Source organism: Neoaquamicrobium sediminum (assembly GCF_013240295.1).
GTDB classification, from domain to species: domain Bacteria; phylum Pseudomonadota; class Alphaproteobacteria; order Rhizobiales; family Rhizobiaceae; genus Aerobium; species Aerobium sediminum.
The window spans coordinates 1,360,687-1,374,560 of record NZ_JABETK010000002.1 but is presented as its reverse complement, the minus strand read 5'-3'; the positions used below and the strand labels follow the sequence as shown (position 1 = coordinate 1,374,560).

General features: G+C 63.9%; 10 protein-coding genes and 3 pseudogenes. 6 read left to right on the top strand and 7 right to left on the bottom strand.

Going from position 1 to position 13,874, the window contains the following annotated elements; all coding sequences use genetic code 11:
* Positions 1-274 precede the first annotated feature (274 nt).
* Together HK436_RS18650 and HK436_RS18645 are read left to right on the top strand one after the other, a co-directional pair.
* Complete coding sequence (locus tag HK436_RS18650; RefSeq protein ID WP_173192146.1) at positions 275-898, top strand: DapH/DapD/GlmU-related protein; 624 nt, start codon at positions 275-277, stop codon at positions 896-898.
* Positions 899-1,096: 198 nt separating this feature from the next.
* The gene (locus tag HK436_RS18645) at positions 1,097-1,393 is read left to right on the top strand and encodes a hypothetical protein (RefSeq protein ID WP_173192144.1); all 297 of its coding nucleotides are present in this window, start codon (positions 1,097-1,099) and stop codon (positions 1,391-1,393) included.
* A gap of 61 nt (positions 1,394-1,454) precedes the next feature.
* Here the strand turns inward: HK436_RS18645 and HK436_RS18640 are convergent, their stop codons facing one another.
* Positions 1,455-2,630 carry a hypothetical protein gene (locus HK436_RS18640; RefSeq protein ID WP_173192143.1) on the bottom strand — a complete coding sequence of 392 codons (1,176 nt, stop codon included), beginning with the start codon at positions 2,628-2,630 and terminating at the stop codon, positions 1,455-1,457.
* 193 nt (positions 2,631-2,823) lie between these two features.
* Positions 2,824-5,477: pseudogene (locus HK436_RS34025) on the bottom strand (ATP-dependent helicase).
* 256 nt (positions 5,478-5,733) lie between these two features.
* Between HK436_RS34025 and HK436_RS18625 the strand changes: the two are divergent.
* Positions 5,734-6,284, top strand: a pseudogene (locus tag HK436_RS18625) (glyoxalase superfamily protein).
* 41 nt (positions 6,285-6,325) lie between these two features.
* Here HK436_RS18625 and HK436_RS18620 read toward each other — a convergent pair.
* Positions 6,326-6,556: a hypothetical protein gene (locus tag HK436_RS18620; RefSeq protein WP_244649042.1), complete on the bottom strand. Its 231-nt coding sequence runs from the start codon at positions 6,554-6,556 to the stop codon at positions 6,326-6,328.
* Between the two features lie 170 nt (positions 6,557-6,726).
* A complete protein-coding gene (locus tag HK436_RS18615) occupies positions 6,727-7,212 on the bottom strand; it encodes a thioesterase family protein (protein ID WP_173192141.1) in 486 nt (161 codons plus the stop codon).
* 138 nt (positions 7,213-7,350) lie between these two features.
* On the opposite strand from HK436_RS18615, the pseudogene HK436_RS18610 reads away from it, so the two are divergent.
* The 3 genes and pseudogenes from HK436_RS18610 to HK436_RS18600 all read left to right on the top strand — a co-directional run bounded on the left by HK436_RS18610 (position 7,351) and on the right by HK436_RS18600 (position 12,817).
* Positions 7,351-8,765: pseudogene (locus tag HK436_RS18610) on the top strand (FAD-binding oxidoreductase).
* A 111-nt stretch (positions 8,766-8,876) separates the two neighbouring features.
* Positions 8,877-12,140, top strand: a complete 3,264-nt coding sequence (locus tag HK436_RS18605) for an AsmA family protein (RefSeq protein WP_173192139.1) — start codon at positions 8,877-8,879, stop codon at positions 12,138-12,140.
* Between the two features lie 14 nt (positions 12,141-12,154).
* On the top strand, positions 12,155-12,817 hold the full coding sequence (locus tag HK436_RS18600; RefSeq protein ID WP_173192137.1) for a hypothetical protein: 663 nt from the start codon (positions 12,155-12,157) through the stop codon (positions 12,815-12,817).
* A gap of 26 nt (positions 12,818-12,843) precedes the next feature.
* Here the strand turns inward: HK436_RS18600 and HK436_RS18595 are convergent, their stop codons facing one another.
* From HK436_RS18595 to HK436_RS18585, 3 genes are read right to left on the bottom strand one after another with little or no spacing between them, the layout of a single operon-like run.
* Positions 12,844-13,062 carry a ribbon-helix-helix domain-containing protein gene (locus HK436_RS18595; RefSeq protein ID WP_173192135.1) on the bottom strand — a complete coding sequence of 73 codons (219 nt, stop codon included), beginning with the start codon at positions 13,060-13,062 and terminating at the stop codon, positions 12,844-12,846.
* Positions 13,059-13,256: a DUF4169 family protein gene (locus tag HK436_RS18590; RefSeq protein ID WP_173192133.1), complete on the bottom strand. Its 198-nt coding sequence runs from the start codon at positions 13,254-13,256 to the stop codon at positions 13,059-13,061. The genes HK436_RS18595 and HK436_RS18590 overlap by 4 nt, the downstream gene beginning before the upstream one ends.
* Before the next feature lie 6 nt (positions 13,257-13,262).
* A complete protein-coding gene (locus tag HK436_RS18585) occupies positions 13,263-13,820 on the bottom strand; it encodes an SspB family protein (RefSeq protein ID WP_173192132.1) in 558 nt (185 codons plus the stop codon).
* Between the last annotated feature and the right edge of the window lie 54 nt (positions 13,821-13,874).

The following is a 13,874-nucleotide window of genomic DNA, read 5'->3' as shown; positions in this document are numbered from 1 at the left end:
TCGACCAATGCCATGAAGATTGCCGGGGCGTGCTCCAGCCAGCCTGCGAAAGCAAGGCCCATCGCCGCCGCGAGTGCGACAGCAGCCAGCGCGAGCGCCGCGGGCGCACGAAGGGATGACTGAAACCAGACATGTGCGTGTGATACTCCCTCCGCCCGGTGCGCGAAAGATGTCAACTTGCCGCGAACGGATGGCTCACGGAACTATGATCTGAAGCGGTAAGGCTGCGTGTGAAGGATTGAGCCGCGCGAGGGCGCGCGCTAATGGCTTTGTCATGCCTCTAAGTCTTCCCAAGGATTCCGACCCGCGCATTCACACCACGGCAGAGCTGAAAGGGTGTCGGCTTGGCCGTTATGTTGCAGTCGCCGAACGCGTGATCCTGCGGGAGGTCTCCGTGGGCGACTATTCCTATTTCGAGCGCCACGGTGAGGCGATCTACACGACGATCGGCAAGTTCTGCTCGATTGCGGCCAATGTGCGCCTCAACGCGCTCGAACATCCGCTGGAACGGATCACAACGCACAAGGTCACGTACCGACCCAACGAGTATTTCAACTATCTCGGCGTCGATCAGGATTTTCGCGAGCGCAGGCGTGCGCGGCCGGTGACGATCGGCAATGACGTCTGGATCGGCCACGGCGCGGTCGTCATGCCGGGCGTCACCATCGGCGACGGGGCCGTCATTGGCGCCAACGCGGTGGTTACCCGGGACGTGTCCGCGTACGAGATCGTTGCCGGGGTGCCGGCGAAGCGGATCAGGATGCGTTTCGAACCGGAGATCGCCAAGCGGCTACAGGCTCTGGCGTGGTGGGACTGGCCCGCCGAGAAGCTGGCCGAGGCTGTGCCGGATATGCAGGCAATGGATGCCGAAGCTTTCCTTGCTCGGTGGGGCGGCTGATATTCTTTCGCCCATCAAGATAAAATTTGATTTGTATTTTACGTAGTAACCATACCGGTTATCGATAACAGATCATTTGTAGGCGTCGTTAAAGAATTGATGCACTTACTGGTTGTATTTCTCGCGCATAAGTGGCTTTCTTGTTTTCGGAGATAGGCCGAAGGAAGCGGAGGGACTTCAAGACAAGGGAGAAGTGTCATGAAGAAGTTCACCGCATTTGCCACCGTTGCACTCGTTTGCTCGTTCGCCTCCGTCTCGGCTGAGGCCGGCGGTTGGGGCGGGAGCCGGGGCAACAATCAGTCGAGCGGGCTCATCAACGTTTCGCCGACGGTTCGCACCGGTGACCTCAACGTGCTGAGGGGCATCGGCATCCTCAACAACTCGCCGATCCTGTCCGGCAACAATCTCGGACTGGGCATCCTCGGCAACGGCACCGGCCTGCTCAACAATGTAATTACGGCGCCCGAGCGCAATCGCCGCGGACATCGGCGCTAGGCCGCGCCTTTTTGGGGGCAGGGGATCGTCTCCTGCCTCCTCTTTTGCGATATGAAGGCCGCTATAGCTTCCTGGTTGCGGCGAGCTGCACGTCGACCGTGCGCTTCTCAATGTCGTAGAGCGTTATCCGGTGGCGCTTAAGATCGACGCGGAGCACCAGATTCAGGTTTTCGTTGGCCTGCCAGGCGGCTTCACCGTAGATCCCGCGCAGCATCTCGCGGTTGCCGATGGCGAGATTGTCGCGGCGCTCGTCGAATATGCCTGACGAGAGCAGTAGCGTCGGCGTGGTCTGATAGCCCAGCTCCACCTCTGCGCGACGCACCCATACCGCAACGGGATCGTCAGTCGACGTCGTGTCATAGCCGGCACGCAGCTTGCCGCGCAGCGAAAAACCGGCCGGCAGAGGGGTCGCACCGGTGACTTCGAGCGCAGGTCGGATCTCGCTGAAACCATTATCAGGCAGTTGCAGCATTTCGAAACCCAGGGCTGCCGACATGCTGGCCTTGTTTTCGAACGTATGTGTGGCGTGAAGCTTCACGCCATGCTCCAGCAAAAGCAATTCGGAAAGCGGCTCCAGCGCATGGGTCCGGCGAAGCCCCGTCGTCACCGACCCGCCGTAGCTGATTGAACCCGCTGTCCGGGTCAGCGTCGCGCCGAGACGCAGCCGGTCGCGGTCCGGGTCGAGCGCCGCCGGAAGCAACAGGTCATCCTGAAAATGCGTTCTGCCCGCGAATTCCCGTGCAGCGGCGGCTTCAAGCACAAGCACGGTAGCGGGAGCGACGAGCTGACCAGCCTGAACTGCGCCGGCCAGCACAGTCTTTCGCGTGCGCGTGCCAAGGATGAAATCCTCGACCGCGAAATCGTCGCCGTCAGAAAACATTCTTACCGACAGGCTGCCTCGAAGTTCGAGCGTGTCGGATACCCTTGCGGTTGTCTCGGCGCCGATGCCGAAGGTCGCGTCGTCTTCGAAATCGTAAGTATCGAAGCGACGGAGCTCCATATCGGCCGTGAGTTTGGTGGATCCAAGATCGTGGTCGACCGTGTGTTCCAGCGCGCCGCGCAGCTCCGTGTACCAGTCGGCGACCGCCAGCGGCCCATCGAGTGCATTCGTCGTGTGGTGGCGCGCGAGCGTGAACGTGAGCTTCGGGGAAGCCGCGTTCTCGCCCGCGCTGGCGTCCACCGTCATGAGCCCCAATGCGGCAGACGCAATCGTGATCGACCGGATGAGACGCACCATAACCTCCCGAGCGCGAAGGCGCCCCTTCCGCCGCGGGGGTGGGTGTGACGGAAGGGGCCCGGAGGTAAACCGCCCGGAAGCGGAAGGTACAGGCACCATTGCCTGCAAGACGGAGATTACGTCGATGCTCGCAAAAGTTTAAGAAAAATCTTCTGCACTTTTTGAGTGTATGTGGTTGTGCTCGTAACCCAGGTCAGGCCGCGGTTACGAAGCCGTCCAGCACACGCTTCTGGCCGGCCTTGTCGAAGTCGATGGTCAGCTTGTTGCCTTCGATAGCTGCGATGTTGCCGTTTCCGAACTTCTGGTGGAACACGCGGTCGCCCACTTTGAACGCGGAAGGGGAGTCCGAGACCGACTTGGCGAAGAGTTCGCCTTCGATGGTGCGGCCCTTCACGCTGGTGCGGCCGGCTCCGTAGCCGGAATCCACCTCGCCATAGCCGATCCGCTCGACCGAGTGGCCCGAGCGCGAACCCCAGTTGCGGTCGGTCGCCTCGGTGCGGTTCTGCTGCGCGCGCTGCCAGCCCGGCGTTGCATAGGTATTGGAGAAGGAGCCGCTCTGGCCGACATTGTCGAAGCGCGATGCGCCATAGGGGTTCTGTCGCCCCGCCTGCCGCTCGCCGAAGCTGCCTGTGGCGTAGCCGCCATAAGACGAGCCGGTCTCAGCCACCTCGACATGGGCTTCCGGCAGTTCGTCGAGGAACCGCGAAGGGATGGTCGACTGCCAAAGGCCGTGAATACGCCTGTTGGAGGTGAACCAGAGGTGCAGGTTCTTCTTGGCGCGGGTGAGGCCGACATAGGCGAGGCGCCGCTCTTCCTCCAACCCCGAGCGCCCGCCTTCATCCAGCGCGCGCTGGTGCGGAAACAGGCCTTCCTCCCAGCCCGGCAGAAAGACGGTGTCGAATTCGAGCCCCTTGGCCGAATGCAGCGTCATGATGTTGACGGCATCCATCTCCTCGTTCTGCTCGGCATCCATGACCAGAGCGACATGCTCCAGGAACCCGCGCAACGATTCATATTCCTCCATGGAGCGGATCAGCTCCTTGAGGTTTTCCAGTCGACCCGGCGCTTCTGCCGAGCGGTCGTTCTTCCACATTTCCGTGTAGCCGGACTCTTCGAGGATGGTTTCGGCGAGTTCGGTATGCGGTGTGTTGTCGAGCAGTCCCTGCCAGCGCGCGAAGTTGGCCGCGACCTCGCGGAGCGCCGCGCGAGGCTTGGGCTTCATCTCGTCGCTTTCGGCGAGCTTGGCGGCGGCCTCCAGCATCGGCACGCGCAAGGCCCGGGAAGTGTCGTGAACCTGGCGGATGGCGGCTTCGCCCAGCCCGCGCTTGGGCACGTTGACGATGCGCTCGAAGGCGAGGTCGTCGGCACCTTGTGCCACGACGCGGAAATAGGCCATCGCGTCGCGGATTTCGGCCCGTTCGTAGAAGCGCGGACCGCCGATGACGCGGTAGTTCAGGCCGAGCGTGACGAAGCGGTCCTCAAATTCGCGCATCTGGAAGGATGCGCGGACCAGGATCGCCATGTCGTTGAGATTATGCTGCCGACTCTGTAGCGCTTCGATTTCCTCGCCGACCGCGCGGGCTTCTTCTTCCGAATCCCACGCCGCGTGAACCATCACCTTGGCGTCGTCGGCATCTGCCTTTTCGGTGAACAGCGTCTTGCCCAGCCGTCCCTCATTGTGGGCGATCAGGTGGGACGCCGCGCCGAGGATATGCGCTGTGGAGCGGTAGTTGCGTTCAAGCCGGATGACGGCCGCGCCCGGAAAGTCCTTTTCGAAGCGCAGGATGTTGTCGACCTCGGCGCCGCGCCAGCCGTAGATCGACTGATCGTCGTCGCCGACACAACAGATATTGATCTGCTGTGTCGGTCTGTTCTCGCTCACGGGCCGTTCCGCGCCTGACGGCGCTGGCCCTCCGCGGGGGCCTTGCATCGGCTCGGACGGACGGTCTTCCTTCGGCCTTCGGCCGGTACCGCTGCACCGCGTTTTGTCTCAGGCCGCTGGGCGAGCAGCCGCAGCCACATATACTGGGCGGTGTTGGTGTCCTGATACTCGTCGACGAGGATGTATTTGAACTTGGCGTGATATTCGCGCAGCACGTCGGGATGCTGGCGGAAAATGCGGATCGGGTGGCAAAGCAGGTCGCCGAAATCGCAGGCGTTCAGCGTGTGGAGCCGGTCCTGATAGGCGCGATAGAGTTCGCGGCCCTTGCCATTTGCGAAGGCTCGGGCGTCGCCTTCGGCAATTTCCTCGGGCCCGAGGCCCTTGTTCTTCCAGCCATCGATCATCTGCGCGAACTGGCGCGCCGGCCAGCGCTTGTCGTCCAGCCCCTCGGCCTGGATCAACTGCTTGATCAGGCGGATTACGTCGTCGGTGTCGAGGATCGTGAAGTCCGAGCGCAGCCCCGCCAGTTCGGCATGACGGCGCAGGAGCTTGACGCCGATGGAGTGGAACGTACCCAGCCACGGCATGCCTTCCACCGCTTCACCGACCAGCACGCCGATGCGCTGCTTCATCTCGCGCGCGGCCTTGTTGGTAAAGGTGACGGCGAGGATCTGGCTCGGCCAGGCGCGGCCGGTGGCGAGGATATGCGCGATGCGGGTGGTGAGCACGCGGGTCTTGCCGGTGCCGGCACCTGCCAGCACGAGGACCGGGCCTTCCGTGGTCTCGACCGCAAGACGCTGCTCTGGGTTCAGCCCGGTCAGATAGTCGGGCGCGCGATGGGCCGAGCGCGCGGCCATGGCACGCGCAGCGATGCCGCCGCCGGCAGGTTGCGCGGCAGGCTGACCCTTCGAGCGCGGCGTATCGTCCTCGTCGAAGAAAGGAATATCGTCGGGAAATCCGGACATCTCACCCGAATGTAGTGATTCGGGGGTGAAAGACCAGCGTTCCCGTAACGTTCATGCAAGATGAGGCTTTCGAACCCTTGGCGGGAATGCCGGGTCGCGCTATCGTTGTCGCGGGCTGGAGATGGCCCGCAGTCCGCGCCCGCAAGGGTCTGGCGAACATCTCTAAAAACCTTCCAATCCGGTTTTCCATCCGGCGAAGGCATCGGCAATGCGGACACTGATGAAGCCAATCGCCGGCTGAAAAGGACCGGAAATCATGCGCACCTACCGCGATGCCAAGGCCATGGCGAAAGCCATGCGCGAGGCGCTTGCCGAGCGGAAGCTGGATATACGGCACAGCGAGGCACTGGAAATCGTGGCCCGTCAGTTCGGGCTCGATACGTGGAATATTCTATCTGCCAAAATTGCCGAAGGCGAAGGGACGGCGACAAAGCCGGATGCGATCGCCTACGAACAGGCAATTCCGATCGTGCGTATCTTCGACGTGACCAAGGCGCACGAGTTCTATCTCGACTTCCTCGGCTTCTCGGTGGACTGGGAACACCGGTTCGGGGAGAATTTTCCGCTCTACACGCAGGTATCGCGCGGCGATCTGAAACTGCATCTTCGGAACATGCCGGTGACGCGACACCGGGCGGCAACATGGTCATCTACATGGAAGGTATCCGCGCCTTCCATGCCGAACTCCTCGCCAAGGACTACCGCTACATGCGGCCGGGGCTCGAGAAGCAGGAGTGGGGCCTCGAGGTGACGGTCATCGACCCCTTCAACAACCGCATGCGGTTCATTGAACGTCAGTCAGGCTGACCGGAAATCGACATTGACGGGTGCCGGCTGCCCGGCGCTCGTCAGTATGCGGTGTCGGGCTCGTCGCGTATGGCGCGCAGATGCCTGGCCGCCATCAGAATGCGACGGGCATAGATGACGTCTATAGGGATCGGCTGGCGCAGTCGCCGGATGTCCTGGAGTTCTTGCTCGACCAATCTCTGGGCACGCCGCAGATCGTGATCGGTGTAGGCTTCATCCAGCGCCACCGCGCAAGCAAAGTGGGCGACGTCGCCGGTGATACCGTCGTGCATGATTTCTCTTCTCCGACCATTCCCCGTCGGACTCGCGCCGTGGTGAGTCGCCCCTGCCTGCGATTGTGGAAGTGTCCGGCGCACGATCAAGGCGGGTGAGGGGATGAAGCTGTGCAAAGGCCGTCAGGGTTAATCGTTGCCTAACGGCGTCTCGGCGTGTTCCGGTGGCGTCAGCCGGCCTTGCGGCGGATGCCGATCGAGCGGCCCGCGCGCTCCGGGACCGGCAGGTTAGCATGTGCGGCTCGCATCGCCTCGATGTTGGCAAGAACATCTGGCGGGAAGGGGCAGACCTTGGGGCCGCTCATGTCGATATGCAGCGTAAGCACTTCCGATGTCGCGGCGAGCCAACCGTCGGCGTGATGCAGTTCCTGGAAGACGTGAAAGCGCTTCTCGTCGTGGTCGAGCATCTGGAAGGTGGAGGTGACCTTGTCGCTGAGATGCAACTCGCGGACGTAGCAGACGTGGATCTCTGCGGTGTAGGTTGTCAGCCGCCGCTCGCCTGCATATTTCGGCCCCATGCCCAGCAGCTCGAAGGCCTCGTCGGCGCAACGGTCGAACAGGACGTTGTAGTAGGCCATGTTCATGTGGCCGTTATAATCGATCCAGTCCTTCTCGACCTCGAGAACGCGCGAGACGAAAGGGGCGGGATTGGCCATTGCTGATTCCTGTCTTTTGGGGCGGGGCCGCGTCCGGATCGCTGGACAAAGGCCACGCCATTTGCATGCTGCCGACAGAGAAGACCAAAGGGCGTACGGAGACAAGGTCGACGGTCGCCCATCCACGGAGGAAAGTTCATGGCTCTTGCCGATCTGCAACCCGTTGCGCGCAACGATGCCGGCAGCGCAGCCGTTGTCGGCATCCTCAAGCAGCGCTTCGGCGAGCGTTTCCAGACCGGCCAGGCGATTCGCGGCCAGCATGCGCACTCCACCACCTACATTCCCTCTCAGCTTCCCGACGGCGTGGTGTTTCCGCATTCGACCGAGGAAGTGCAGGAGATCGTGCGGGTCTGCGGTGAGCATCGCGTGCCGGTCATCCCGTTCGGGACCGGTACGTCGCTCGAAGGCCACGTCAACGCGCCCGGCGGCGGCATCTGCATCGACATGATGCAGATGAACAAGGTGCTGGCCGTGCATGCCGAAGATCTCGACTGTACCATCGAGCCCGGCGTCACGCGCGAGGAGCTCAACACCTATCTGCGTGACACCGGCCTGTTTTTCCCGATCGACCCCGGCGCCAATGCCAGCCTCGGCGGTATGGCCTCCACGCGCGCATCGGGCACCAACGCGGTGCGCTATGGCACGATGCGGGAGAACGTGCTTTCGCTGACCGCCGTGATGGCCGACGGGCGGGCGATCACGACGGCTAAGCGGGCGCGCAAGTCGTCGGCCGGCTACGACCTCACCCGGCTTCTCGTCGGCTCCGAAGGCACGCTCGGCGTCATCACCGGGCTGACGCTGAAGCTCTACGGTATCCCGCAGGCGATCTCGGGCGGGGTCTGCCCGTTCCCGTCCGTCGATGCGGCCTGCAACGCCGTCATCACCACAATCCAGATGGGCGTGCCGGTGGCGCGCATCGAGCTTGTCAACGCGCTGTGCATGCGGGCGCTGAACGGCTACGCCAAGCTCGATTATCCCGAGACGCCCTGCCTCTTCCTGGAATTCCATGGCACGGACGCAGGTGTCCGCGAGCAGGCGGAGACGTTCGGCGAGATCGCGGCGGAGTTCGGCGGCGGTTCGTTCCAGTGGACCAACGTAGCCGAGGAGCGGACGAAACTCTGGAAGGCGCGGCACGACGCTTACTGGGCCGGCCTTTCGCTGAAGCCCGGCGCGACCTCCTGTCTACGGATGTTTGCGTGCCGATCTCGCGACTTGCCGAATGCATCAACGAGACCGAGGAAGACATAGCGCGTTCTGGACTGATTGCACCCATCGTAGGGCATGTCGGAGACGGCAACTTCCACGTAATGGTGCTGATGGACCGCGACGACCCGAAGCAGATCGAAGCGACGGAAGCCTTCGTGGCACGTCTCAACATGCGCGCGATCGCGATGGACGGCACCTGCACCGGCGAGCACGGGGTGGGACAGGGCAAGATCGCCTTCCTGCCGCACGAACTAGGTGCGGGCGTCGATTTCATGCGTTCGATCAAGCAGGCGCTCGACCCGGACAACATCATGAATCCGGGCAAGGTGCTGCCGTTGCGCGCCTAGCATCGGCAGGTCGCCACTTTATCGACACCGTAATGCAGCTAAACTGCACTGCGGCTTAGGGAATCCGGCGGGAGAAAGAGACTGGCCCGATTATTCGTCGCCATAGGAGGGTTGATCGTACTGGTGCTGACTGCGGCGCTGGTGTTGCCCTATTTCGTCGACTGGACCAGTTACCGCGCCGATTTCGAACGTGAAGCAAGCCGTATCCTCGGGCGCGAGGTCAAGGTGGAGGGAAGCGTCAGCGCGCGGCTGCTGCCGTTCCCGTCCGTCACCTTCGCCGATGTCGTCGTCGCAGGTGTCGAACCCGGCGAAGAGGCAATGACGGTCGAGACTTTCTCGATGGATGCCGAACTGGCGCCGTTCATGCGCGGCGAGCTTCACATCTTCGACATGAGGCTGGTGAGGCCCTCGGCGACGATCGCGGTCGCCGAGGACGGAACGGTCGACTGGTCGGTGCGCCCGTCGTCGCCTGTCGATGCGAGCAACATCTCCCTTGAAAAGCTGACGATCACGGAGGGCAGGGTGGATGTGCGCCACGCCGCAAGCGGCCGCACGCACAGCCTGACCGAGATCAACGCCGACGTGTCGGCGCGCGCGCTGACGGGCCCCTGGCGCATGGAAGGCTCCATGCGGCTAGACGGGATGCGCACGGCGCTTTCAGCCTCGACAGGCTCAGTCGATGCAGACGGTCGCATGCGGATGAGGCTCGTCGCCAATCCGGAGCGCTACCCGCTTTCTCTCGAGGCCGATGGCAGCGTGCGCATCGCCGACAGCGGTTTGCACTACGCGGGCGAGTTCAAGCTCAACGCCGCCGGGCAGATTGCCGAGCAAAGCGACGCAGGCGCGCCGCCGCCACCGGCCTATCGCGTCACCGGCGACTTCGACTTCGATCACGAAGCGCTCGACATCGAGACGTTCCGGTTCGCGACCGGACCGTTGGAGGACCCTTACACGGCGGAGGGTTCTGCCCGGTTCGCGCTCGGCGCCGAACCGCGCTTCGACATCACCGCCGATGGTGCTCAGATCAGGTTCGAGGATGCAGCGGGCGCGGAAAGCGCGGCCGGCATCGACCTCGAGCAACGGCTGACAGCGCTGCACGAGTTCCTGCTCGATATGCCCCGGCCTCAGATCCCCGGCCGGATCGCCGTCAAGCTGCCGGCAATCGTTGCGGGCGACACGACGATCCGCGACGTGCATCTTTCCGCCGAGCCTTCGGAGGCCGGCTGGGCGGTCGGTTCACTGGGCGCGACTTTGCCGGGCCGTGCGACTCTGGAGGCCAGCGGCGACCTCGTCGTCGGTGACGAGCTGGATTTCGAGGGCTCGCTGCTCCTTGCTGTCGGCCAGCCCTCCGGTTTCGCGGCCTGGCTCGCACGGGACGTCGACGAAGCCATCCGCCGGCTGCCGGCTGCCGGCTTCAGCGCACAGGTGAAGCTCAACCGCGAACGGCAGCTCTTTCGCGACCTCGAACTGGTGCTTGGCGACGCCAAGTTCCGCGGCGAGATCGATAGCCTGACGCCCGTCGGGCAGAAGCCGTCAATGACGCTGCGGCTCGATGGCGACAGGCTGGATGTGGAAGGCATGACCGCGTTCGCCTCGCTCTTCGTCAGCGATGGCGGTCGCACGCGCCTTGCCGACCGCGATCTAACCTTCGAGATCGAGGCCGGGCCTGTGACGGCCGCGGGCATGACGGCCGAAACGCTGGATACCGCGTTGCGGCTCAGGGACGGCCGACTGGAGATTGACCGGCTGTCGGTCGGCGGACTTGCGGGCGCCAATATCAGCGCGACCGGCTCGATCAAGGATTTTGAGACAGATCCGGCCGGCAATCTCGATGCGACGGTGATTGCCGCAGACCTTGAGCCGCTGGCTGCGGCGCTGGCCGAGCGCTTTCCGGAAAGCCGAATTGCCTCGGAGATGGCTCGGCGCGCGGCGTCGTTCCCCGGCCTGCTGGAGGACGCGTCGATCCGCATCGTCACAAGTTCGGCCGCAAGCGGCGATGGCACCAACGGCCTGGCATTGAGCGCCACAGGGGAAGCGGGCGGGACGGAGTTTTCGCTGACGGCATCGGCGCGCGACCTGCGGCAAGCGCTGGAGCGCATGCCGATGGCGCTCGAACTGACTGCGCGCAACGACGACGCGCAGGCGCTCTACGCTCATGTCGGACTGCCGGTGCTGCCTTTGGGCCTGGTCGGTGCCGGTGAGGTATCGTTGCGTTTCAACGGCGTTCCGGAGGAGGGCGGTCCCACCCGCCTTGCCTTTACCGGCGACGGGTTGGAGCTGGTCTTCGAGGGACAGTCGGGCGCTGGCGAAAAGGGACTTTCGGCATCCGGCGACCTGACGGTGACTGCGGAGGATGCGGAGCCCTGGCTTGTCACGGGCGGCATCGTTCTGCCCGGTGGCGCGATGGGCCTGCCGGTGGACATGTCGTCTAAGTTGGATGTTGATGGCGGGGTCTTCGTCCTTTCGGGTATCGGGGGCGATATTGCCGGCTCCAAGGTGAGCGGCGACGTCAACGCGCAGAAGCGTGACGGGCTGCCCCACCTGACGGGCTCGCTAGCGCTGCAGTCGTTCGATCTTGCCTCCGTCGCGGAACTGGCAACGGGGGCTGCAGCACTTGAGGGTGATGGCGAAAGCTGGCCGTCCGCGCCGTTCGCACAGCGTGTGGCGACCCCGCTGACGGCCGAACTCGAACTCGCGGTCGAGCGCCTGCATGCCGGCTGGCTCGCACAGGCGGACGATGCGCGAATGACACTCCGGATCGGCACGGACGGCGTTGCGCTGTCGGATGCGCGGGCGCGTGTTTTTATGGGACCACCATTTTCCGGACTGCTCGATTTCAAGAATGATGGCGGAACAGGTCTTCTTTCCGGTCAGTTGAAGCTGGAAGGTGCCGAGATCGCCAACATTCTCGGCGATACCGGGCTCGAGGGCACCGCGGACCTGACGGCAACGCTGACAGCCAGCGGCAAGTCGGTGGATGCGGTCATTTCCGCTCTGGCAGGTTCAGGGACGGTGACCGTGAACGATGTCGCCATCGAAGGGGTCGCGCCGCAGGTGTTCGCAGCGCTGCTGGAGCAGGCCGACAGGATCGGACCGGAGATCGATGCGGCTGCGGTTGCCGGTTTCGCGACGGATATGGTGCGGCAGGGAACGTTCCGTGCGCCCCGCGCCGAGCTCGCCTTCACCGTCGCCAGCGGCGCGGTGCGCGCCCCGCCGCTCAGGCTGGAGACGGACGAAGCCACGCTTGCAGGAGAAGTCCGCGCCGACATCGGCGCACAAACGGTTGGCGCGGAGGCGACGCTCACCTTCAAGCCGGGCGTCGAGGCGCTGGTCGGATCTGACCCGCGGTGCGTTTCGTTGCCGCCGGACCGCTAGGCGATATAGGCGTTATGGTCGACACCGAGCCGCTGGCGCAATTTCTGACCCAGCGCGCGCTGGAGCGGGAGCAGCAGCGGGTTGAGGCGATGCAGGCGGCGTTGCTCGAAAAGCAGCGCCACCGCCGCGAGGTGCGTTACTACGCGGCGCTTTCGCAAGAGCGCGACCGCGCCGCCGAAGAAGCCCGGCGCGATGCCGAGGAAGCCGAGCGGCGAGCCCGCGAGCTGCGGCTACTCGACGAGGAAGCTGACAAGCGGGCAGCGGAAGAAGAAGCGCTGCGGGCGCAAGAGCTGGAGCGGGCCGCCGAGGAACAACGTCGTGCCGCAGAAGAAGCCGAAGCGCAGCGTCGCGCTGACGAGGAAGCAAGGCGGCAGGAAGAGGAAGCCGAACGTCGGCGCCTGGAAGAGCAATCGCGAAGCGAGGCGGAAGAACGCCGGCGTGCGGAAGACGAGCGGTTGCGCAGCGAGGTCGAGGCCTTGCTGGACGCGCGCGAGACGGCGCCCGCGCCGGCCGATCCCGATAGCATCGAACGGCAGCCGCTTCAGCCGCCGCCGGTTGTCGATGTCACGCCCCGACCGGCGCCGCGCGCACAGCCCGAGCAACCAAGCGCAACGCCGGGCGTGTTTTCGGAAGGAAATCTCTCGGTCGACGGGCTGATGCGGCTGTTCGACGAGTAGCGCTGACAACCCGATTCAATTGCGGTTCAGGCTCGCGCCCTGACGGCTTCGAGCACGAACAGCCGCAATGCAGATGAGAGGTTGGTGCTGCGCGGTCTCGCTTCGTCTATCTCGCCGACGAGGCGCGCAAGCGGCAAGCCGCGCTTGTCGGCGATGCTGTGCAGTTCGTCGTAAAACGGCTGTTCGATCGAGAAGCTGGTGCGATGACCTCTGATCGACACCGAGCGTTTGACGACCGAAGTCACCGCTCGCCGTCCGGCCTGGGCGGTTCACGACGATGCGCTTCGTGTGCGGCCTCTTCCCGCTGGCCGATCGCCTCGTTCGCTTGACGCTCCGCCTTCGTTCTGCCGTGACGGATGCGGTTTTCCTCGGCTGCTCGTTCCTTCTCGCGGCGCGCCTTTTGTTTGCGGGCCATGCGGAGGCTGACGATCTCGGCCATCGGGATTTATTTCTTGCGGAATGCGTCCAGAGAAACGACATCGGCCGATTTCGCCGGTTCCTTGTCTTCCTCCGCGCCTTCGTCGCCCGCTACAGGCTCGGGCTCCTTGCGCTTTTTCTCCGCCTTCTTGCCGCCGATCACCGCGACAGGCGGTTCGGCTGCCTCGGAGGCCGGCGCTTCCTCTGCACCGGCTTCGTCTTCGGCCGGCTGCTCGACGTAGAATTCGAGCTCGAAATTGACCGAAGGATCGTAGAAGCCGCGCACGGCGGAATAGGGGATTTCGAGCTTTTCGGGCACGTCGGAGAACGACAGGCCGACCTCGAAACCGGAATCGGTGACTTTCAGGTCCCAGTACTGGAACTGAAGCACGATTGTCATCTGTTCGGGATACCGTTCACGCAACCGGCTGGAAACCCGGACACCCGGCGCACCAGTCAGGAAGGTTATGAAGAAATGGTGGTTGCCCGGCAGGCCAGTCCGCGCCACCTCGCCCAGCACCTTACGCATAACGCCGCGCAGCGCCTCCTGGGTGAGGATGTCATAACGGATGTGGTCGTCAGCCATGGGGCCGGGTTTCCCTGAATCGAACGGCAAAGGTGTAATCAAGCTTGGGGCGCG